Below are 18,327 nucleotides of genomic sequence, written 5' to 3' on the forward strand. Positions count from 1 at the left end.
GCAGTATCGCAGTCACATCGCCGAATTGGGTGGTTTTGCTCGCGCGCGTTGCCCAAGCGATGCCGACTGATGTTGGTCATCGGGTCCTGAGATGCGGGATAATGGCTTGGAAGCAATGTGTTCGATGCCGGTACCGCGTGTCCCGCCAAGGATCGCGCGTGCCCTCGTGGGCCGTCGGCAGACGATGAGCTGTTTTCAGGAAGGGGAACCAGCATGGCGGCCATGAAGCCGCGGACGGGTGATGGCCCGCTCGAGGTGACCAAGGAGGGGCGGGGCATCGTCATGCGCGTTCCGCTCGAAGGCGGCGGTCGGCTCGTCGTCGAGCTGACCCCTGACGAGGCCGCGGCACTCGCCGACGCCCTCAAGAACGTCGTCGTCTGAGGCGTCAGCGACCACACCCTTTCGGCCGCCCCGGCACCGCATGCGGTACCGGGGCGGTGCCGTATCCGGGGTCCCCGCGCGGCGGGTCAGCGCTTGACGGCGCAGAGCAGTCCGTCGCCCACCGGCAGCAGTGACGGCAGCAGCTCCGGGCTCTCCCGGACCGTGCGCAGCAGCTCGCGCAGCCGCAGCACCTCGGTCGGCTGCGGCCCGGAGTCGACCGTCCGGCCGTTGGCGAAGACGCCCTCGAAGACCACCAGGCCGCCGGTGCGCAGCAGGCGCAACGATTCAGCGAGATAGTCGGAGTACTCCTGCCGGTCGCCGTCGCAGAAGACCAGGTCGTAACCGGCGTCCGCGAGACGGGGGAGTACGTCGAGGGCGCGGCCCGGGATGAAGCGGGCCCGGTTGCTGGCGAATCCGCAGGCGCGGAAGGCCTGCCGGGCGAACTGCTGGTGCTCCGGCTCGGGGTCGACGGTCGTCAGGACACCGTCCGCGCGCATGCCGTGCAGCAGGTGCATCCCCGACACCCCGCACCCGGTGCCGATCTCGGCGACGGCCTTGGCGTCCACGGAGGCGGCGAGCAGACGCAGCGCGGCACCCGTGCCGGGCGACACCGAGCGCAGCCCTGCGTCGCGGGCCCGGTCACGGGCCCACCGCAGCGCTTCGTCCTCGGCGACAAAGGCGTCGGCGAACGCCCAGCTCGTCTGCCGGTTGCCGGTAATGACCCTCTCCTGTCCCCGTGGTTGCCTGGGCGTGACTGTATCCGTTGGTGCCGGGAACCCGCAGATGGGACCAGGCGTTTAGAGGGGTGGAAGACAGGGCGGGGGGACACGAATGGATCACGATGAGGAGACGGCGGCAGAGCAGCCGCCGACACGGCGGGACGAGCCGTACCGGCAGAGATCAAATTCTCGTAAAACCGCTTATCCGGTGCTAACGGGCGAGGTGGCTATGGTAGGGGCTCCACTGGACACCACCAGAGCCGACAGGGGAGGTGCGGCCGAACCCGGGGACCGGGGAGGAGTGCTACGGCGCTTCCTCGGATCGGCGGGCAGGCCGAAATCCGTGAACGACACCGCTGCTGACCCCAGCCACGCCGACGCGCTCGCCATGGGCGAGGACCGGACCGCGACCTTCTCCACCGACGCGGACGGGCAGGCATGGACTCCGCCCACGTGGGAGGAGATCGTCAGCACGCACAGCGGCCGCGTCTACCGCCTGGCCTATCGGCTCACCGGCAACCAGCACGACGCCGAGGACCTCACCCAGGAGGTCTTCGTCCGCGTCTTCCGCTCCCTGTCGACCTACTCGCCGGGCACCTTCGAGGGCTGGCTGCACCGCATCACGACCAACCTGTTCCTCGACATGGTCCGGCGCAAGCAGCGCATCCGCTTCGACGCCCTCGGCGACGACGCGGCCGAGCGCCTGCCCAGCCGTGAGCCCACCCCTTCCCAGGCCTTCAACGACGCGCACTTCGACGCCGACGTGCAGCAGGCCCTGGACACCCTCGCGCCCGAGTTCCGCGCCGCCGTCGTCCTGTGCGACATCGAGGGCCTGTCGTACGAGGAGATCGCCGCGACCCTCGGCGTCAAGCTTGGCACGGTCCGCTCCCGGATCCACCGCGGCCGCTCCCAGCTGCGCAAGGCCCTCGCGCACCGCTCCCCGGAAGCCCGCAGGGCCGAGCGTCGCTCCTTCGTACCCCGTGTTCCCGCGCTGGGAGGAGGGGGCGCGTCCGCGTGAGTGGTTCCCGACCCGATCCCGCCGAGCGACAGCTCGCCGAGCAGCACCTGGGAGACCGACTCTCCGCCCTGGTGGACGGAGAGCTCGGTCATGATTCGCGTGAGCGCGTCCTGGCCCACCTGGCCACCTGCGCCAGGTGCAAGGCGGAGGCCGACGCCCAGCGCGCACTGAAGAGCGTCTTCGCCGAGGCCGCCCCGCCCCCGCCCTCCGAGAGCTTCCTCGCCCGCCTCCAGGGGCTGCCCGGGGGCGGCGACACCGGCGGTTCCCCGTTCGGCGGCCCGGGCCCCTCGGGACGCCGGCCCGACAGCGGGGTCTTCGGCGTGAGCCAGGAGGACCGCTTCGAGTTCGGCTACGTCCCGGCCCACCCGCACGACTCGGCCGTCGCCGCCGGCCGGGGCTTCCGGATCCATCCCGTCGGCCGCCCGGACGCCGACCGCTCCGCCTCGCGCGGCATGCGGTTCGCGTTCGTCGCCGCCGGTGCGGTCTCGCTGGCCGCGGTCGCCCTCGGCGGGGTCACCGCCGGCCTGCCCGGCTCCACCTCCGCCGACGCCCGCAGCGGCACCGGTGGCGGCAGCGTCGCCCCGGCCGGCACGGCGGGCCCCGGCACCGCGGGCGCCGCCGACTCGCAGCGCCGCCGCTCGCTCACCCCGCTGCTGTCCTCCGGCAGCCTGCTCGGCTCCGCCACGACCGCGGCACCCACCTCGGTCTCCGCGCCGCTGCTGCCCGGAGTGCCCTCCCCGGGCGCCGGCGAGAACGCACTGCGGGAGCTGACCGCACCCGTACTGGCCGGCGCGGCAGCCGTCTCCCCGCTGATACGGCCCCTGGCCACCAACCCGCCGTTCACCCTCACCTCGTGGACCGACTCCCCCGAGGCGACCGGCGCCGCCCTGCTCGCCGCACCCGTCCCCGACGCGACCTCCGCTCCCTCCCCCTCCTTCCGCGCGGCCCGCTGACCGCGGGAAAGCCGGACAGGAACTGACAGAAACGTCACAGGCGAAACCACACCCATGCCTCCGACTAGGCAAACAACCGGGAAAACCGGTCGTACACACATGGTCGGACACCTCGGGGCAGTACCGGTCGGACAGGTACGCCGGGTACCGTGGACCCGGCCCGGACCACGGAACAACCGCACCAGCGACCGGAGGGCCGAGGACCGAGGACATCGCAAGGAGCTTCAGGTGTTCAATGACATAGGACCACTCGAGCTGGCGACCATCGTCGTGCTCGCCGTGCTCGTCTTCGGTCCGGACAAGCTCCCGAAGGTCATCCAGGACGTGATGCGGACCATCCGCAAGATCCGGGAGTTCTCGGAGAGCGCCAAGGCGGACATCCGCGAGGAACTCGGCCCGGAGTTCAAGGACTTCGAGTTCGACGACCTCAACCCCAAGAACTTCGTCCGCAAGCACCTGGACAGCGACGAGCTGGGGCTCAAGGAGATCCGCAACGGCTTCGACCTGAAGAAGGAGATGGCCGAGGTCACGGAGGCGGTGCACGGCCGGGAGGCCGACTCGTCCCCTTCCGCGGGTTCCGCGGGTTCTGCGGGTTCCACGGGTGGCCGGATCGACATGGCCAAGAAGCCCGAGGACCCGGGCAAGGACGACCGTCCGCCGTTCGACGCGGACGCCACCTGAGCCCGACGCGACACCTCCGGCCGAGCGGCGCACGTGACGCGTTTCATACCGCGTATGCGCCGCTCACGGCTTGATCCCGCCGCCCGCGCGACCCACGCGCCGGGCGGTTTCGCTGCTGGTTGCAGCGGTGTGGATATGCTGCCGAGTTGTTGTGCGGACCGGACGAGTGCGCCCGAAGGGGGGCGGGCCGCCCCGGACCGACTGGAGCTAGGAGGCGTCCGGGTAGATGGAGACGACAAGTCGGGTGGGCGAACAGACGCCGGTCGCGGAGAACGGACAGCAGGTCCTCTCCGCCTGGCGCACGGTCGACGGCTACCTGGAGGCGCCCTTCCCCTGGTACGGCCTCGACGAGGCCTTCACAGGGCCGCGCTGGCTGATGCAGGTGGGTACGGCGGCCGACGGCGCGGTGGAGCACGGGTCGGTCGGGCACGGCGACGAGCCGTCCGTGCGGAACGAGCACCTCGCCGCGTCCGTCGGTGAGCCGAGGGAGAAGTTCGCGGTGGTCGTGACCATCGCGGCGAATCCGTCCCGCAGGAGCGCCGACGGGACAGGGCTGCTGGAGGCCACGTCGGTGTCGTCGGCCGCGTGGCTGGCCGGGGTCGGGCTGCTGTCCTTCACCTGGCCGGGGCAGATGGACCACACCCTGCGGGACGACTGGCTGGACCAGCAGACCGAGACCGCGTGGCAGTTGGCCGACGAGCTGAGCGGGCCGGAGTGGTCCACGCTGTCGCTGCCGGTGGACGGGGTGCCCACCCCGTTCCACTACCGGGAGTCGGAGTTCGGGTGGGTGCTCGCCGGGTCCACGTCGCAGGGCGTGCACGTGGGGGCGTACGGCCGGGGGATGTCGGCCTACGGGCTCGGGTTCGCGGTGATCAAGGACGTCGCCGAGTACGCATGAGAGACGAGTGCGCATGAGAGACGAGTGCGCATGAGAAAAGGGGCGCCGGTCGTTCGTGGCGCCCCTTCGCCGTAGGGACCGCGGTGTGTGCGGCCGCGGGCGCGCCGTGGCCGGTCGCGCCCCGCGGCGGAGCCGCACGATACGGTCCCGCGCCCCTTCCGGGGCGCGCTGCGCCCCCCCTAGAACTTGTTGCGCGGCGTGATGCCCAGGGACAGGCCCGACAGGCCCCGCTGCCTGCCGCCCAGCTTCCCGGCGATGCCGCGCAGGGCCGCGCCCGCCGGGCTGTCCGGGTCGGTCAGGACGACCGGCTTGCCCTCGTCGCCGCCCTCGCGGAGGCGGACGTCGATGGGGATGCTGCCGAGGACCGGGACGTTCGCACCCGTCGTGCGGGTGAGGCCGTCGGCGACCGCCTGGCCGCCGCCCGTGCCGAAGACGTCGACCATCTCGCCGCAGTGCGGGCAGGGCAGGCCGGACATGTTCTCGACCACGCCGACGATCTTCTGGTGGGTCTGGACCGCGATGGAGCCGGCGCGCTCGGCGACCTCCGCCGCCGCCTGCTGAGGCGTCGTCACGACGAGGATCTCGGCGTTCGGGACCAGCTGGGCGACCGAGATGGCGATGTCACCCGTGCCCGGCGGGAGGTCGAGCAGCAGGACGTCGAGGTCGCCCCAGTAGACGTCCGCGAGGAACTGCTGGAGGGCGCGGTGCAGCATCGGGCCGCGCCAGACCACCGGGGCGTTGCCCGGGGTGAACATGCCGATCGAGATGACCTTCACGCCGTTCGCCGACGGCGGCATGATCATGTTCTCGACCTGGGTGGGGCGGCCGTCCGCGCCGAGCATGCGCGGGACCGAGTGGCCGTAGATGTCGGCGTCGACGACACCGACCTTGAGACCGTCGGCGGCCATCGCGGCGGCGAGGTTGACCGTCACCGAGGACTTGCCGACACCGCCCTTGCCGGAGGCGACCGCGTAGACCCGGGTCAGACTGCCGGGTTTGGCGAAGGGCACCTCACGCTCGGTCTGGCCGCCGCGCAGCGCGGACGCCAGCTCCTTGCGCTGCTCGTCGCTCATCACGTCCAGGGTGACGTCGACCCGGGTGACGCCGTCGACCCGGGAGACCGCCTCGGTGACCCGCTGGGTGATGGTGTCCCGCATGGGGCAGCCGGAGACCGTCAGGTACACGGTGACCGCGACCGCGCCGTCCTCCCCGATCTCCACCGATTTGACCATCCCCAGTTCGGTGATGGGTCGGTTGATCTCCGGGTCGTTCACCGTCGCCAGAGCCTCGCGCACCGCGTCTTCGCTAGCCATACAGACGATGGTACGGCGACGCGCACGGCCCCTATAACGCCCCTCACCGGTCGTCTACGTCACGCCTGGCAGACCGTTCTGCCGGGAATACGCCGTGCGCGCCGTGCCCGTCCCGCCGCTCGTCCATGTCCCTGAGCAGGTCCTGGAGCTCGGAACGGATCCAGTCCCGGGTCGCCACCTCGCCCAGGCCCATGCGCAGCGCGGCGATCTCCCGGGTCAGGTACTCGGTGTCGGCGATGGACCGCTCGTTCTGCTTGCGGTCCTGTTCGAGGTTGACGCGGTCGCGGTCGTCCTGCCTGTTCTGCGCGAGCAGGATCAGCGGGGCCGCGTAGGAGGCCTGGAGGGACAGGGCCAGGGTCAGGAAGATGAACGGGTACTCGTCGAAGCGCAGCTTCCCGGGTGCCGAGATGTTCCACAGCACCCAGACGATGATCACGAACGTCATCCAGACGATGAACCGTCCGGTGCCCAGGAATCGCGCGATGCGCTCGGAGAGCCGGCCGAAGGCCTCCGGGTCCCACTCGGGCACGATCCGCCGTCTGGGCGGGCGCGGCTGGTCCAGACGGTGCCCGCGCGGCCGGGTGGCCGCGGTGGCGCCCGACGGCGTGCGCTCCCGGGTGCCCTCACGTTCAGGCGCCATGGGCCCCCGCCCCCTTCTCCGGCTCCTGCTCCTCCGCGTCGTCCAGGTGGAACTCGGTCTCCCGCCAGTCCTCGGGCAGCATGTGGTCCAGGACGTCGTCCACGGTCACCGCGCCCAGCAGCGATCCCGTCTCGTCCACCACGGGCGCCGCGACCATGTCGTACGTGGCGAAGAACCCGGCGATGATCGGCAGCGTGGCCTCGGGATCGAGCGGTTGCAGGTCGTCGTCGAGGAGCGAACTGACCAGGGTGTACGGAGGATCGCGCAGCAGGCGCTGGAAGTGGACGGCGCCCAGGTACTTGCCGGTCGGGGTCTCGTCGGGCGGCCGGCAGACGTAGACCTGGGCGGCGAGGGCCGGGGACAGGTCGGGGTTGCGGACCCGGGCCAGGGCGTCGGCGACGGTGGAGTCGGGCCGCACCACGATCGGCTCGGTCGTCATCAGCCCGCCGGCCGTGTGTTCCTCGTACGACATCAGCCGCCGCATCTCGGCCGCGTCCGCCGGCTGCATCAGGTTCAGCAGCCGCTCCTTGTCCTCCTCGGGGAGTTCGGCGAGCAGGTCGGCCGCGTCGTCGGGGTCCATGGCCTCCAGCACGTCCGCCGCCCGCTCCTCCTTCAGCTTGCCGAGGATCTCGATCTGGTCGTCCTCGGGAAGCTCTTCGAGGACGTCGGCCAGGCGGTCGTCGTCCAGCGCGGCGGCCACCTCGGCGCGGCGCTTGGCGGACAGGTGGTGCAGCACGTTGGCGAGGTCCGCGGCGCGCAGCTGCTCGAAGGTGGCGAGCAGGCTCTCCGCGCCCTGTCCGTGCTCCTCCAGGGAGAAACCGGTGACCTGGGACCACTCGACGGTGAGCGACTCGCCCCTGGTGCGCCGGAAGGTACCCGTGCGGCCCTTGCGGACGAAGACGCGGTCGACCTCCCACTCCCGGCGGGCCTGCCGCTGCCGGGCGCCCAGGTCCAGGACGGTGACCTCCTCGCCGGTCTCGACCAGCTCGACGCGGCGGTCCAGGAGTTCGCCGAAGACCAGGCGCTCGGTGGGCCGCTGCTCGAACCGGCGGACGTTGAGCACGCCGGTGGTGATGACCTGGCCGGACTCGATGCTCGTCACCCGGGTCATGGGCAGGAAGACGCGGCGCCGGGTGGAGAGTTCGACGACCATGCCGAGCAGCCGCGGGGGCTTGGCGCCGACGCGCAGGATGACGACGAGGTCCCTGACCCGCCCCACCTGGTCGCCGGTGGGATCGAAGACGGCGATACCGGCGAGGTGCGAGACGAAGATCCGGGGAGCGCCCGCTGCCATGGACCCGCCTCCTTTGCCGACCCGAGTACCGCTTGGTTGCTTTGCTGCCCTTTTCGCCTGCTCGGTGGGGTTCAGGCTAGCCCGTACCGATCGGATACGCCCTGGTGGGCGGTCCGGACGGACTGGCTCCGCCGGGGGGCCGGGGCACCGGTACGCTGCGGTACGCCGTGCCGGACCCGTCAGAAAGGTGGCCCCCTCGGTGACCGTGCTTGCTCCGGGCCGTGGCCGTACTCGCCACGCCGCGTTGGTGACCACGATGTGCGCGCTGGCCCTGCTCACCGCGTGCAGTGAGGATCCGGACGCGGGCACGAACGGGGTGGGCAAGCTGGCCCCGGACGTCATCCAGTCGAGGACCCGCGCGGCGGCGACGTCGGTGGCGACGGTACGGATGGCGGGCACGGTGGTCACGAGCGGGCGTACCTACGAGCTGGACATGCGCCTGAACGCGGACGGGGGGACCGGGTCGGTCACCTCGAAGGGTTCGACCTTCCACCTGCTCCGGGTCGGCGAGACGCTCTATCTGCAGGCCGACGCGGACTTCTGGAACCATGCCGACGGGAGCGACACGAGCGCGGCCGGCACGCTCGACGGGAAGTACGTGAAGGTTCCGCAGGGCGATCCCTCGTACAAGAAGTTCAGCGGCTTCACGGACAAGAACCTCCTTCTGTCGGGCCTGCTGACCCTGCACGGTTCCCTCTCCACCGCCGGCCACCACGAACAGTCGGGCACCCCCACCATCCGCATCGCCGGCGACGGCGGTTCCGGCGGCACGCTGGACGTCTCCCTCAAGGGCAAGCCGTATCCGCTCCGCCTGGAGCGGGCCGGCGGCGCCGGCACCCTCACGTTCACGGACTGGGGCAGCTCTTTCAGCGTCACCGAGCCGGAGAAGGGCGACACGGTCGACTACGGCAGGCAACTGCCCACCTCGTGAAGGGCACCCGCCGGGGGCTACCGGGACCTTCCGCGCCGTGCCAGGAGCTTCGGCAGGCCCGCCGGGACCGGCTGACGGGTCGTCGCCGGGGACGGCACCGGAGCCTCCGCCAGGCTTCCCGTCGGCAGCGGCGCCGTCGCTCCCGTCGGGCGCAGGCGCAGCACCCTGCACTCCCGCGCCCAGCGGTCCGTCATGGCCTCGCCGTCGGGGGCGTTGAGACGCTTGCCCTTCAGCTCCGCCACCGCCGCGTCCCACTCGGGGGAGCCGGCGGACAGCTCCGTCACCGCCGCCGTCCAGGTGACCAGCCGGCCGCCCTTGTCCTTGCTGCGCACGGTCACCTCGGCCGTGCCCCCGCCGGCCAGCCCGGTCAGCGGCTGCTCGCTCCCGTCGCCGACCAGGCACACGCCACCGTCGGCCCAGGCATGCCACACCGCGCGCGCGGCCGGTGCCCCGGCGCCCCGGACCCAGATGAGGCCGGACTTCTTCGTGGCCTCCTCGACGAGGGCCTGGTCGAGCAGCTGCCGTGTCATGGCGCCCAGCCTAGAGCCAGCCGTTGCGCTTGAGGGTGCGGTGGATGCCGAGACAGATGACCATCGTGATGCCCATGATCACCGGGTAGCCGTACCGCCAGTGCGTCTCCGGCATGTACTTGAAGTTCATGCCGTACACCCCGCACACCATCGTGGGTACGGCGATGATCGCGGCCCAGGACGTGATCTTGCGCATGTCCTCGTTCTGGGCCACGGACGCCTGCGCCAGGTTGGCCTGGAGGATGGAGTTGAGGAGTTCGTCGAAGCCGACGACCTGCTCCTGGACGCGCGCGAGATGGTCGGCGACGTCCCGGAAGTACTTCTGGATGTCGGGGTCGACCAGCCGCATCGGGCGCTCGCTGAGCAGCTGCATGGGACGCAGCAGGGGCGACACCGCACGCTTGAACTCCAGCACCTCGCGCTTGAGTTGGTAGATCCGCGCCGAGTCCACACCACGCGAGACCCCGCCCTTGCGGCCGGGCGAGAAGACCTCGGTCTCGACCTCGTCGATGTCGTCCTGCACGGCGTCGGCGACCGCGACATAGCCGTCGACGACATGGTCGGCGATGGCGTGCAGGACGGCCGAGGGGCCCCTGGCGAGCAGCTCGGGGTCGTCCTGGAGCCGGTGCCGCAGCGCCCGCAGCGAGCCCTGCCCGCCGTGCCGGACGGTGATGAAGAAGTCCCGGCCGGTGAAGCACATCACCTCGCCGGTCTCCACGACCTCGCTGTTGGCGGTGAGCTGGTCGTGCTCGACGTAGTGGATGGTCTTGAAGACGGTGAAGAGGGAGTCGTCGTAGCGCTCGAGCTTGGGGCGCTGGTGGGCCTGGACGGCGTCCTCCACCGCCAGCGGGTGGAGCCCGAACTCGCCCGCGATACCGGCGAATTCGGCCTCCGTCGGCTCGTGCAGGCCGATCCACACGAACCCGCCGTCCCGGCGTACCTGGCGCATCGCCTCCTGCGGGCTCAACGGCTTCGGCGTCTCCACCCGCGCACCGTCCCGGTAGACGGCGCAGTCGACGACGGCCGACGGCGTACCGGGGTCGCGGGTGGTGTCGTACGCGCCGGTCTCGGCGCGCAGGCTGTTGCGCTGGGAGGGGCGGGTCGGGCGGACCACGGCACGGAGGTCGCGGATCATCGACATGGGCAGGCTCCTTCGCGACGAGCAGCGGAAGACCGCGGCGAACGGGTGGAACTACCCGGAATGGGGACGTCCTGACTGCGGATGTTTGGCACGTCCACAAAGCGGGGAGCACCGCACCGTTGCGGTGGCGGCTTCGCTACTGATTCGGATCAGACGAACGGATCCAGACAGATCCGGAGCGGACCGGTCAGAGGGATCAGGCAAGCGAAAACAAAGTGCTCTTCCGAACGACAACGCGAACGTGAAGGCGGCAGCCGACCAGTAGACGAAATCAGCGGGCGGAAGAGCGAGTGGTACTGCACGGGTGACTTCGATCCATGACAGCCCCACCTCCTCCAGCCGGTCCCTCGTAAGGGAGTCCTCGTGGCGTCGGGGTCTGACCGCGACGCTCTGCGTGCTGCCCCGAACCACCGCGGCCAGAGTAGCAGCAGCCCTCAGTGTCAAGGCGCTGCTTTGCCCGGTACTGACGAGTTCTATGCTCACGACATGGCAGAAGTTCTTCCTCTGGTCGAGGCCCGGTTGACCACCGCACTGGGCGAACCGGACGCGCGCGCGGCGGTCACCTTCCTCGGCACGGACCGCATCGAGGTGCTCCGTTTCCACGAGGATCTGCAGGGCGAGGACGTCCTGCGCTACGCCACGCTCGGCATGTCGGCGCACCCCATGACCGACCCCACCGCGACGCTCGCGGACCCCGTCCAAGGTCCCCGCGCCGAGCTGGTCCTGTCGGTCCGCGCCGGGCTGGCCGAGACCGACAAGGTGCTTCGCGCGCTGGCCGTCCTGGCCGCGTCTCCGCAGGTGGAGGGCCTGGTCGTGGCGCCGGGCGCGTCCCTGGACGTGGGCGGACCGCTGTGGCCGGGCGCTCCCTTCACCTCGGTCCTGGTCGGCGAGCCGGGTGGTCTCGTCGAGGATCTGGCGCTGGACGAGCCGCTCGACCCCGTCCGGTTCCTGCCCTTGCTGCCGATGACCCCGAACGAGGCGGCCTGGAAGCGGGTGCACGGGGCCCAGGCCCTTCAGGAGCGCTGGCTGGCGAGCGGGACGGACCTGCGGGATCCGCACCGCAACTCCGTCCCGCTGGACTGACGTGCGACGGTGAGCAACCTCACCAAGCGCCGTCCCCGGCCGGTCAGTTGGCAAAGACGCTGACGCCGTCCTGCGTGGCGTGCGACGGCTCCCGTTCCGCCGCCTCGTGCGTGAGCGTGTTGCGCCGTACGAGTACCACCACCGCGCCCAGCGCGGCGGTGACCGCCGCCACCACGAACGGGACGTGGAGGTCGGTCCACTCCTCGATCTTCGGCGCGAAGTAGGGGGCGGCCGCGGCGGCGAACCAGCGGACGAAGTTGTAGCCCGCGCTCGCCGCCGGACGCTGGGGGTACCCCCGGACGGAGTCTGGGGGAGCGTCCGACACGCCGAGGGCCAGCTCGGTGTAGACGGTGTTGTTCACGCCGATGAACGCGCCGGACAGGACCGTGCAGACGACCGCCGCGGTGTGGCTGCCGTAGCCGAGGACGGTGACGTCGGCGGCGAGCAGCGCCAGCGAGCCGCCGAGCACCCGCAGCGAGCCGAAGCGCCGCTGCATGCGCGGGGCCACCACCACCGAGAAGAGCGCGAGCAGCACGCCCCAGGCGAAGAACACGGCACCCGAACGGTACGGGGTCATGTCCAGCACGAACGGGGTGAGGGTCAGCACGGTGAAGAACGTGTAGTTGTAGAAGAAGGCCGAGGCGGCGACGGAGGCCAGGCCCCCGTGGCCGAGCGCCCTGAGCGGGTCCAGGACCGAGGTCCTGCGGGCGGGCCTGGGCTGCTCCTTCAGGAACGCGGTGATGCACAGGAAGCCGACCGCCATCAGGGTGGCGGTGCCGAAGAAGGGGTAGCGCCAGCTGATGTTGCCGAGCACCGCCCCGAGCAGCGGGCCGCACGCCATGCCGAGGCCGAGCGCGGACTCGTAGAGCAGACGCGGCGGCGCTGCCGCCGGCCGCCGCGCCCACGATGACCGCGAGGGCGGTCGAGACGAACAGGGCGTTGCCCAGGCCCCAGCCGGCCCGGAAGCCGACCGGCTGGCCGACGGTGTCCGAGGTGCCGGCGAGACCCGCGAAGACGACCACGAACGCGAGGCCGAGCAGCAGGGTCCGGCGGCCGCCGATCCGGCTGGAGACGAAGCCGGTGAGCAGCATCGCCACGGCGGTGATCAGGAAGTACGAGGTGAAGAGCAGGGAGACCTGGCTGGTGGTGGCGTCCAGGCCCTTGGCGATGGAGGGCAGGATCGGGTCGACGAGTCCGATGCCCATGAAGGCGACGACGGACGCGCCGGCCGTCGCCCATACGGCCTTCGGCCGCCGCAGGATGCTGCCCGCCCCCGCGTCGAACGGGTCTGCCGGCTGTGCCATGCGCTTCCTCCGTTGTTCTCGTCCGTGCGGTTCTCGTCCGCACGCCGATTTGGTTGGCATATGCACATAGCAAGTTAGGGCAGCTAACTAATGCAAGATGCATCTAACTCCGGCCGGTAACCGGTACCGCCCGGACGGGTGATCGTCCTTGACGTGGGGGATTCCGGGTAGGACCGTGGGGCCCTATGAGGGGCGAACCCAGTTGCCCGAAGTGCGGTGGCCGGGTCAGGGCTCCCGGTCTCTTCGCCGACACCTGGCAGTGCGAGGTGCACGGGACCGTGCATCCGGTACAGCCCGTGATACCGCCCAGCGTCGAGGCCCTCGGTGTCGTGGTGCACCGCACCCAGGTGCCGGTGTGGATGCCCTGGCCGCTGCCGGTCGGCTGGCTGTTCACGGGCGTGGCCTGTGCCGGTGACGACCGCGGTGGCGGGCGTGCGACCGCCGTCGCCTGCTCCGGACCCGCGCCGCTCGGCGGCATAGGGGAGATGATCCTGGTCGCCGAGGAGCTGGGAGTCGGTTTCGGCGCACGGTACGCGGGCATCGACGGACCCGATCCGGGGCCGGCGATGGACGTGGAGAAGCCGCCGCAGGCGAAGGTGCTCGCCGCCGGACGGCCGACGCCGCTGTGGCACGTTCCGGGAGTGCCGGACGACCGGGCCGTCTTCGCGGGCGAGGCCTGCGGGCTCTGGCTCTGGGCCGTGGTGTGGCCCGAGCAGACCGGGCTGCTGATGTACGACGAACTGGTGCTCACGGACCTGCGGGACGCCGGCGCGGAGGTGGACCTGGTGCCCTGCGGCGCGCTGTCGCCGCGGCTGCTCGGGCCCTGAGGGCTCCCTGTACGGGGCGCCCCCGACTTTCGGGTGTGACAGGGGTACCGGTTCCGGCCGCTATCCTTGACACGTTCCGTCCCGTCCCGTCCCGCCTGGAGTCCGCATCGTGCGTATCGATCTGCACTGCCACTCCACCGCCTCCGACGGCACGGACAGCCCGGCCGAACTGGTGCGGAACGCCGCCGCCGCCGGGCTCGACGTGGTCGCGCTGACCGACCACGACACCACCCGGGGCCACGCCGAGGCCATCGCCGCGCTGCCCGAGGGACTCACCCTGGTCACCGGGGCCGAACTGTCCTGTCGTGTCGACGGCGTCTCCATGCACATGCTGGCCTACCTCTTCGACCCCGAGGAGTCCGACCTGCTCGCCGAGCGCGAGCTGGTCCGGGACGACCGGGTGCCGCGGGCCCAGGGGATGGTCGCCAAGCTGAACGAGCTGGGCGTGCCGGTCACCTGGGAGCAGGTGAGGAGGATCGCCGGTGAGGGTTCCGTGGGGCGGCCGCACGTCGCCTCCGCGCTCGTCGAGCTGGGTGTCGTACCGACCGTGAGCGATGCCTTCACGCCGGAGTGGCTGGCGGACGGCGGCCGGGCCTTCATGGAGAAGCACGAGACCGACCCCTTCACCGCGATCCGGCTGGTCAAGCAGGCCGGCGGGGTGTGCGTGTTCGCGCATCCGGCGGCCGCCAAGCGCGGGCGTACGGTGCCCGAGTCGACGATCGCCGAGATGGCCGCGGCCGGCCTCGACGGCATCGAGGTCGACCACATGGACCACGACGCCGACACCCGGGTCCGGCTGCGCGGGCTGGCCGCTGAGCTGGGGCTGCTGGTCACCGGGTCCTCGGACTACCACGGCAGCCGCAAGACGGTGGCGCTGGGCGAGTACACGACCGATCCCGAGGTGTACGGGGAGATCACACGCCGTGCCACCGGTGCGTTCCCCGTCCCGGGCGCCGGTGGACGCTGAGGTCACCGCCCCCCGTTCCTGACTTTCCCGTGCGGCAGGCCGGGCTCGCCCGCTCCAGGGCTGTGCCCGCCCGCGCGGTGCCCCTCACCGGCCCTCGGCGCGACCGCCGCGGTGCCGCCCTACGCACAAGGCTCACGCATGTTCGACGTCGCCGTCTTCGGCTCCCTCTTCCTGACCCTGTTCGTCATCATGGATCCCCCCGGGATCACCCCGATCTTCCTCGCCCTCACCTCCGGCCGGCCCGGCAAGGTACAGCGGCGGATGGCCTTCCAGGCCGTCTGCGTGGCGGGTGGGGTGATCACCGTCTTCGGGCTCCTGGGACACCAGATCCTCGACTACCTGCACGTCTCCGTGCCCGCGCTGATGATCTCGGGCGGCCTGCTGCTCCTGCTGATCGCCCTCGACCTGCTCACCGGCAAGAACGACGAGCCGAAGCAGACCAAGGACGTCAACGTGGCACTGGTGCCCCTGGGCATGCCGTTGCTGGCGGGGCCCGGCGCGATCGTGTCGGTCATCCTCGCCGTACAGAAGGCGGACAGCGTCTCCGCCCAGGTGTCCGTGTGGGCCGCGATCCTCGCCATCCACGTCGTGCTGTGGCTGGTGATGCGGTATTCGCTCCTGATCATCCGGGTCATCAAGGACGGTGGCGTGGTCCTGGTGACGCGGCTCGCCGGCATGATGCTCTCCGCGATCGCCGTGCAGCAGATCATCAACGGCGTCACCCAGGTGATCAAGGGCGGCTGAGCCGGCGGGACGGCGCCGGGAAGGGCGGACAGACGCGGAACCCCCGCACGGCCTCGTGCCGTGCGGGGGTTCCGAAGACTTTGCGGTACTCCGCGCGTCAGTGCTTCTCGTCGTGTCTCGTGGCTCGTGGTGTCTCGTCGTTTGTCGCTCGGTTGCGGATGCGTGGCGCGTGGCGCGTGGTGCGCCTGCGGCCCGGGACTCGTGTCCCGTTACGAAGCCTGGTTCTCGGCCGGCCGGATCCACAGGCGCTGCCCGATGGCGGCGGCCTGCTGGACGATCCTGTTGACGGAGGCGGCGTCCACGACAGTGCAGTCCACGGTGGTGCCGTCGACTTCGTCCAGTCGCCTGATCTCGAAGCGCATCAGCCTCTCCCTTCCTCGCGTGTTCCTCTCATTGAACGGCTTGCGTGTTACAAACATTCCCTTGGCTAAAGAAAATTTTCGAACGCCTAATTACCGACCGGTAAGAGACCTGCGGGAGACTGACCGGGACCGGTTGTGTTCGCAGCGTGACCGCCGGGACAATGGAGGCGATGAACGACGACCTCGCCGCACTCCAGGCCCGCATCGATCGCACGAACGAGCTGCTCACCCGCATGCTCGCCGAAGTGGCGAAGACCCCTTCGACGCACGCGATCTTCGTCGACGCGGGTTACCTCTACGCGGCCACGGGCCGGCTCGTCGCCGGGACGGAGGACCGCCGCGCCTTCGACCTCGACGCCGAGGGGCTGATCGAGGCGCTCATCGACAAGGCACGCCAGATCTTCGCGGACAGCAGGCTGCTGCGCGTCTACTGGTACGACGGCGCCCGCCGCCGCATCCACACGGCCGAGCAGCAGACCATCGCCGAACTGCCCGACGTCAAGGTCCGGCTCGGCAACCTCAACGCCAACAACCAGCAGAAGGGCGTCGACTCCCTGATCCGTACGGACCTGGAGTCACTCGCCCGGCATCGCGCCATCAGCGACGCGGCCCTGCTCGGCGGTGACGAGGACCTTGTCTCCGCGGTCGAGGCGGCCCAGGGCTACGGCGCCCGTGTCCACCTCTGGGGCATCGAAGCCCCCGAGGGCCGCAACCAGGCCGAGCCGCTGCTCTGGGAGGTCGACAGCCAGCGCACCCTCGACCTCGAGTTCTTCAAGCCGTACGTCGCCCGGCGCACCGCCCACGCCTACGAGGCCGGCGGCACCAGGCCCAGTCGTGAGGACGTCCGTTTCGTCGGCGCGCAGATCGCCGCGAAGTGGCTCTCCTCGCGGGGCAGCGAGGCGCTCGTCGAGCTGCTGCCCGGGCATCCCTATCTGCCGGGCCCGGTCGACCAGGACCTCCTCGTCGAGGCCGAGGGCATGCTCCAGTACTCCCTGCGCGGCCAGGCCGACCTGCGCCGGGCCCTCCGCGACGGCTTCTGGGAGCACCTTCAGACGCAGTACTAGCGGGAGGACGGAAGGCGAACACGCCCTAGCCGTTCGCGCCGTCCCAGAAGGCGGCGATCGCCTCGGCGGTGGGGGCCGGCCGGTCGGTGTTGGGGGAGTGCTCGGCACCCTCGACGACCGTCCGGTGCGCGCGCAGCCGCGACGCCATGTCGTCCAGCAGCGGCACCGGCCAGGTGTCGTCCCGCGCCCCCGACAGCACGTGGAACGGCAGCGGTACGGCGGCGAGTTCGTCGACGCGGTCCGGCTCGACGCACAACTGGAGTCCGGCGGCGAGGAGTTGGGCCGGTTTGTTGCCCAGCCAGCGGCGCCGCAGATCCGCCTGGTCCTCCTGGTGCACCCGGTCCTCCACGCCGCCCTCTTCAAGTTCCTCCGGTGCTTCCATGGCCTGCATGGCCTCCCACACCTCGGCCATCGGGAGCACCGCGAGCGCGTCCCTCAGCAGCTTCACCCGCTGCTGCTGGGGGACGGAGATCTGCGCCGGGCCCGAGGACATCAGCGTCAGCGAGCGGAACGGCGTGTGGTCGAGGAGCACGGCCGCGCGCGCGATGTGACCGCCGAGGGAGTGCCCCAGCAGATGCACGGGCCGTCCGTCGCCGACCGCCGCCGCCTGCGCCAGTACGTCGCGCGCCAACTCCTCCTGGGCGTAGGCCGATTCGTCGTGTTCCGGGCCGTCCGACTCGAACTGCCCACGCCCGTCGACGGCGACGGTCCGGTATCCGCGCGCACCCAGTGCCTCGAGCAGCGGGTTGAAGTCCTCCTTGCTGCCGGTGAACCCGGGCAGCAGCAGCGCGGTCCCCTTGAACCCGGCCCCGGCAGCCACGGGCGCGTCGATGACGGCGAACTCACCACGTGCGGTGGCGAGCGCGTACGCGCGGGCACCGTCGGGCGGGACAAAGGTGCGAGGCCTGCTCATGGAGAGAGGTTATCCGGCGGCGAACGGCAGGTGGGCCCCGGGAACGCGGACGGCCCGGCCCACACAGGGTGGACCGGGCCGTCCGGTGACGTGCTCAGGCCTCGGGAGCCGCCGCGGCGGCCTTCCGGGTCCGGCGGGCCTTCGGCTTCGCCTCCGCGTCGGCCGCGTCAGCGACACCGGCCGCCTCGACGGCCTCGGCCGCCTTGCGGGTGGTACGACGCCTCGGCTTGACCTCCGGCTCCTCGCTGGCCTGCGCCGGAATCTCCGCACCGGCGACGGCTGCCGTCTTGCGGGTGCGGCGGGGCTTGGCGGCTTCCGTCTCCGTCGTGGCCTCGGCGGCCTCGGCCGTCGCCGGAGCGGCGGCTGCCGTCTTGCGGGTGCGGCGGGGCTTGGCCTCGACGGCCTCGGCGGTGTCCACAGCCGTTTCGGCGGCGGCCGTCTTGCGGGTGCGGCGGGGCTTGGCGGCTACCGTCTCCGTCGTGGCCTCGGCGGCCTCGGCCGTCGCCGGAGCGGCGGCTGCCGTCTTGCGGGTGCGGCGGGGCTTGGCCTCGACGGCCTCGGCGG

The 18,327-nt window shown here is 71.2% G+C and carries 19 protein-coding genes and 2 pseudogenes; 11 read left to right on the forward strand and 10 right to left on the reverse strand.

The window, feature by feature from the left end:
• The first annotated feature begins 213 nt into the window (after positions 1 to 213).
• On the forward strand, positions 214 to 381 hold the full coding sequence (locus tag ACZ4O3_RS04440; protein ID WP_004950282.1) for a DUF3117 domain-containing protein: 168 nt from the start codon (positions 214 to 216) through the stop codon (positions 379 to 381).
• An 86-nt stretch (positions 382 to 467) separates the two neighbouring features.
• Here the strand turns inward: ACZ4O3_RS04440 and ACZ4O3_RS04445 are convergent, their stop codons facing one another.
• Entirely contained in the window at positions 468 to 1,166 is a 699-nt protein-coding gene (locus ACZ4O3_RS04445) for an O-methyltransferase (RefSeq protein WP_384991505.1), read from the reverse strand.
• Between the two features lie 235 nt (positions 1,167 to 1,401).
• Here ACZ4O3_RS04445 and sigE point away from each other — a divergent pair, with 235 nt between their 5' ends.
• The 4 genes from sigE to ACZ4O3_RS04465 all read left to right on the forward strand — a co-directional run bounded on the left by sigE (position 1,402) and on the right by ACZ4O3_RS04465 (position 4,650).
• The gene (gene sigE, locus ACZ4O3_RS04450; protein WP_362731385.1) at positions 1,402 to 2,118 is read left to right on the forward strand and encodes an RNA polymerase sigma factor SigE; all 717 of its coding nucleotides are present in this window, start codon (positions 1,402 to 1,404) and stop codon (positions 2,116 to 2,118) included.
• Entirely contained in the window at positions 2,115 to 3,071 is a 957-nt protein-coding gene (locus ACZ4O3_RS04455) for an anti-sigma factor family protein (RefSeq protein ID WP_467721128.1), read from the forward strand. The genes sigE and ACZ4O3_RS04455 overlap by 4 nt, the downstream gene beginning before the upstream one ends.
• A 228-nt stretch (positions 3,072 to 3,299) precedes the next feature.
• Entirely contained in the window at positions 3,300 to 3,752 is a 453-nt protein-coding gene (locus ACZ4O3_RS04460) for a sec-independent translocase (RefSeq protein ID WP_467721129.1), read from the forward strand.
• 226 nt (positions 3,753 to 3,978) lie between these two features.
• Entirely contained in the window at positions 3,979 to 4,650 is a 672-nt protein-coding gene (locus tag ACZ4O3_RS04465) for a hypothetical protein (RefSeq protein ID WP_362731425.1), read from the forward strand.
• A gap of 179 nt (positions 4,651 to 4,829) precedes the next feature.
• Here the strand turns inward: ACZ4O3_RS04465 and ACZ4O3_RS04470 are convergent, their stop codons facing one another.
• From ACZ4O3_RS04470 to ACZ4O3_RS04480, 3 genes are read right to left on the reverse strand one after another with little or no spacing between them, the layout of a single operon-like run.
• Positions 4,830 to 5,963 carry an Mrp/NBP35 family ATP-binding protein gene (locus ACZ4O3_RS04470; protein WP_384991246.1) on the reverse strand — a complete coding sequence of 378 codons (1,134 nt, stop codon included), beginning with the start codon at positions 5,961 to 5,963 and terminating at the stop codon, positions 4,830 to 4,832.
• Between the two features lie 43 nt (positions 5,964 to 6,006).
• Entirely contained in the window at positions 6,007 to 6,603 is a 597-nt protein-coding gene (locus ACZ4O3_RS04475) for a DUF1003 domain-containing protein (protein ID WP_384991248.1), read from the reverse strand.
• On the reverse strand, positions 6,593 to 7,897 hold the full coding sequence (locus tag ACZ4O3_RS04480; protein ID WP_362731117.1) for a magnesium transporter MgtE N-terminal domain-containing protein: 1,305 nt from the start codon (positions 7,895 to 7,897) through the stop codon (positions 6,593 to 6,595). Before ACZ4O3_RS04480 ends, ACZ4O3_RS04475 begins: the two co-directional genes overlap by 11 nt.
• Positions 7,898 to 8,102: 205 nt before the next feature.
• Here ACZ4O3_RS04480 and ACZ4O3_RS04485 point away from each other — a divergent pair, with 205 nt between their 5' ends.
• On the forward strand, positions 8,103 to 8,828 hold the full coding sequence (locus ACZ4O3_RS04485; protein WP_362731119.1) for a hypothetical protein: 726 nt from the start codon (positions 8,103 to 8,105) through the stop codon (positions 8,826 to 8,828).
• 17 nt (positions 8,829 to 8,845) lie between these two features.
• Here ACZ4O3_RS04485 and ACZ4O3_RS04490 read toward each other — a convergent pair whose 3' ends face one another.
• Both ACZ4O3_RS04490 and ACZ4O3_RS04495 read right to left on the reverse strand, forming a co-directional pair.
• Positions 8,846 to 9,358: a hypothetical protein gene (locus ACZ4O3_RS04490; protein ID WP_467721131.1), complete on the reverse strand. Its 513-nt coding sequence runs from the start codon at positions 9,356 to 9,358 to the stop codon at positions 8,846 to 8,848.
• Positions 9,359 to 9,368: 10 nt separating this feature from the next.
• Complete coding sequence (locus ACZ4O3_RS04495; protein ID WP_362730098.1) at positions 9,369 to 10,499, reverse strand: magnesium and cobalt transport protein CorA; 1,131 nt, start codon at positions 10,497 to 10,499, stop codon at positions 9,369 to 9,371.
• A gap of 486 nt (positions 10,500 to 10,985) precedes the next feature.
• Between ACZ4O3_RS04495 and ACZ4O3_RS04500 the strand changes: the two genes are divergently transcribed.
• Positions 10,986 to 11,582: a suppressor of fused domain protein gene (locus tag ACZ4O3_RS04500; RefSeq protein ID WP_467721133.1), complete on the forward strand. Its 597-nt coding sequence runs from the start codon at positions 10,986 to 10,988 to the stop codon at positions 11,580 to 11,582.
• Between the two features lie 43 nt (positions 11,583 to 11,625).
• Here the strand turns inward: ACZ4O3_RS04500 and ACZ4O3_RS04505 are convergent.
• Positions 11,626 to 12,886 (reverse strand): annotated as a pseudogene (locus ACZ4O3_RS04505) (MFS transporter).
• Positions 12,887 to 13,071: 185 nt separating this feature from the next.
• Between ACZ4O3_RS04505 and ACZ4O3_RS04510 the strand changes: the two are divergent.
• The 3 genes from ACZ4O3_RS04510 to ACZ4O3_RS04520 all read left to right on the forward strand — a co-directional run bounded on the left by ACZ4O3_RS04510 (position 13,072) and on the right by ACZ4O3_RS04520 (position 15,424).
• Entirely contained in the window at positions 13,072 to 13,713 is a 642-nt protein-coding gene (locus tag ACZ4O3_RS04510; RefSeq protein WP_362729156.1) for a DUF6758 family protein, read from the forward strand.
• Positions 13,714 to 13,822: 109 nt separating this feature from the next.
• Positions 13,823 to 14,680: a PHP domain-containing protein gene (locus ACZ4O3_RS04515; RefSeq protein WP_467721135.1), complete on the forward strand. Its 858-nt coding sequence runs from the start codon at positions 13,823 to 13,825 to the stop codon at positions 14,678 to 14,680.
• A 138-nt stretch (positions 14,681 to 14,818) separates the two neighbouring features.
• Positions 14,819 to 15,424: a MarC family protein gene (locus ACZ4O3_RS04520; RefSeq protein ID WP_362729160.1), complete on the forward strand. Its 606-nt coding sequence runs from the start codon at positions 14,819 to 14,821 to the stop codon at positions 15,422 to 15,424.
• 209 nt (positions 15,425 to 15,633) lie between these two features.
• On the opposite strand, the gene ACZ4O3_RS04525 is transcribed toward ACZ4O3_RS04520, so the two are convergent.
• Positions 15,634 to 15,786, reverse strand: coding sequence for a hypothetical protein (locus tag ACZ4O3_RS04525; protein ID WP_351704745.1), 153 nt, complete (start codon positions 15,784 to 15,786; stop codon positions 15,634 to 15,636).
• A 161-nt stretch (positions 15,787 to 15,947) separates the two neighbouring features.
• Between ACZ4O3_RS04525 and ACZ4O3_RS04530 the strand changes: the two genes are divergently transcribed.
• Entirely contained in the window at positions 15,948 to 16,850 is a 903-nt protein-coding gene (locus ACZ4O3_RS04530; RefSeq protein ID WP_362730512.1) for an NYN domain-containing protein, read from the forward strand.
• Between the two features lie 25 nt (positions 16,851 to 16,875).
• On the opposite strand, the gene ACZ4O3_RS04535 is transcribed toward ACZ4O3_RS04530, so the two are convergent.
• Positions 16,876 to 17,763 (reverse strand): alpha/beta fold hydrolase, encoded by an 888-nt coding sequence (locus ACZ4O3_RS04535; RefSeq protein ID WP_467721136.1) that lies wholly within the window; start codon positions 17,761 to 17,763, stop codon positions 16,876 to 16,878.
• Between the two features lie 94 nt (positions 17,764 to 17,857).
• Positions 17,858 to 18,327, reverse strand: a pseudogene (locus tag ACZ4O3_RS04540) (DEAD/DEAH box helicase); the annotation flags it as partial.

It is taken from the genome of Streptomyces sp. NPDC026515 (assembly GCF_055567595.1).

Coding starts and splice junctions, on each gene's coding strand:
- ACZ4O3_RS04440 (WP_004950282.1), top strand. CDS start 214: ATGGCGGCCATGAAGCCGCGGACGGGTGATGGCCCGCTCGAGGTGACC.
- ACZ4O3_RS04465 (WP_362731425.1), top strand. CDS start 3,979: ATGGAGACGACAAGTCGGGTGGGCGAACAGACGCCGGTCGCGGAGAAC.
- ACZ4O3_RS04470 (WP_384991246.1), bottom strand. CDS start 5,963: ATGGCTAGCGAAGACGCGGTGCGCGAGGCTCTGGCGACGGTGAACGAC.
- ACZ4O3_RS04475 (WP_384991248.1), bottom strand. CDS start 6,603: ATGGCGCCTGAACGTGAGGGCACCCGGGAGCGCACGCCGTCGGGCGCC.
- ACZ4O3_RS04480 (WP_362731117.1), bottom strand. CDS start 7,897: ATGGCAGCGGGCGCTCCCCGGATCTTCGTCTCGCACCTCGCCGGTATC.
- ACZ4O3_RS04490 (WP_467721131.1), bottom strand. CDS start 9,358: ATGACACGGCAGCTGCTCGACCAGGCCCTCGTCGAGGAGGCCACGAAG.
- ACZ4O3_RS04495 (WP_362730098.1), bottom strand. CDS start 10,499: ATGTCGATGATCCGCGACCTCCGTGCCGTGGTCCGCCCGACCCGCCCC.
- ACZ4O3_RS04500 (WP_467721133.1), top strand. CDS start 10,986: ATGGCAGAAGTTCTTCCTCTGGTCGAGGCCCGGTTGACCACCGCACTG.
- ACZ4O3_RS04510 (WP_362729156.1), top strand. CDS start 13,072: ATGAGGGGCGAACCCAGTTGCCCGAAGTGCGGTGGCCGGGTCAGGGCT.
- ACZ4O3_RS04520 (WP_362729160.1), top strand. CDS start 14,819: ATGTTCGACGTCGCCGTCTTCGGCTCCCTCTTCCTGACCCTGTTCGTC.
- ACZ4O3_RS04525 (WP_351704745.1), bottom strand. CDS start 15,786: ATGCGCTTCGAGATCAGGCGACTGGACGAAGTCGACGGCACCACCGTG.
- ACZ4O3_RS04530 (WP_362730512.1), top strand. CDS start 15,948: ATGGAGGCGATGAACGACGACCTCGCCGCACTCCAGGCCCGCATCGAT.
- ACZ4O3_RS04535 (WP_467721136.1), bottom strand. CDS start 17,763: ATGAGCAGGCCTCGCACCTTTGTCCCGCCCGACGGTGCCCGCGCGTAC.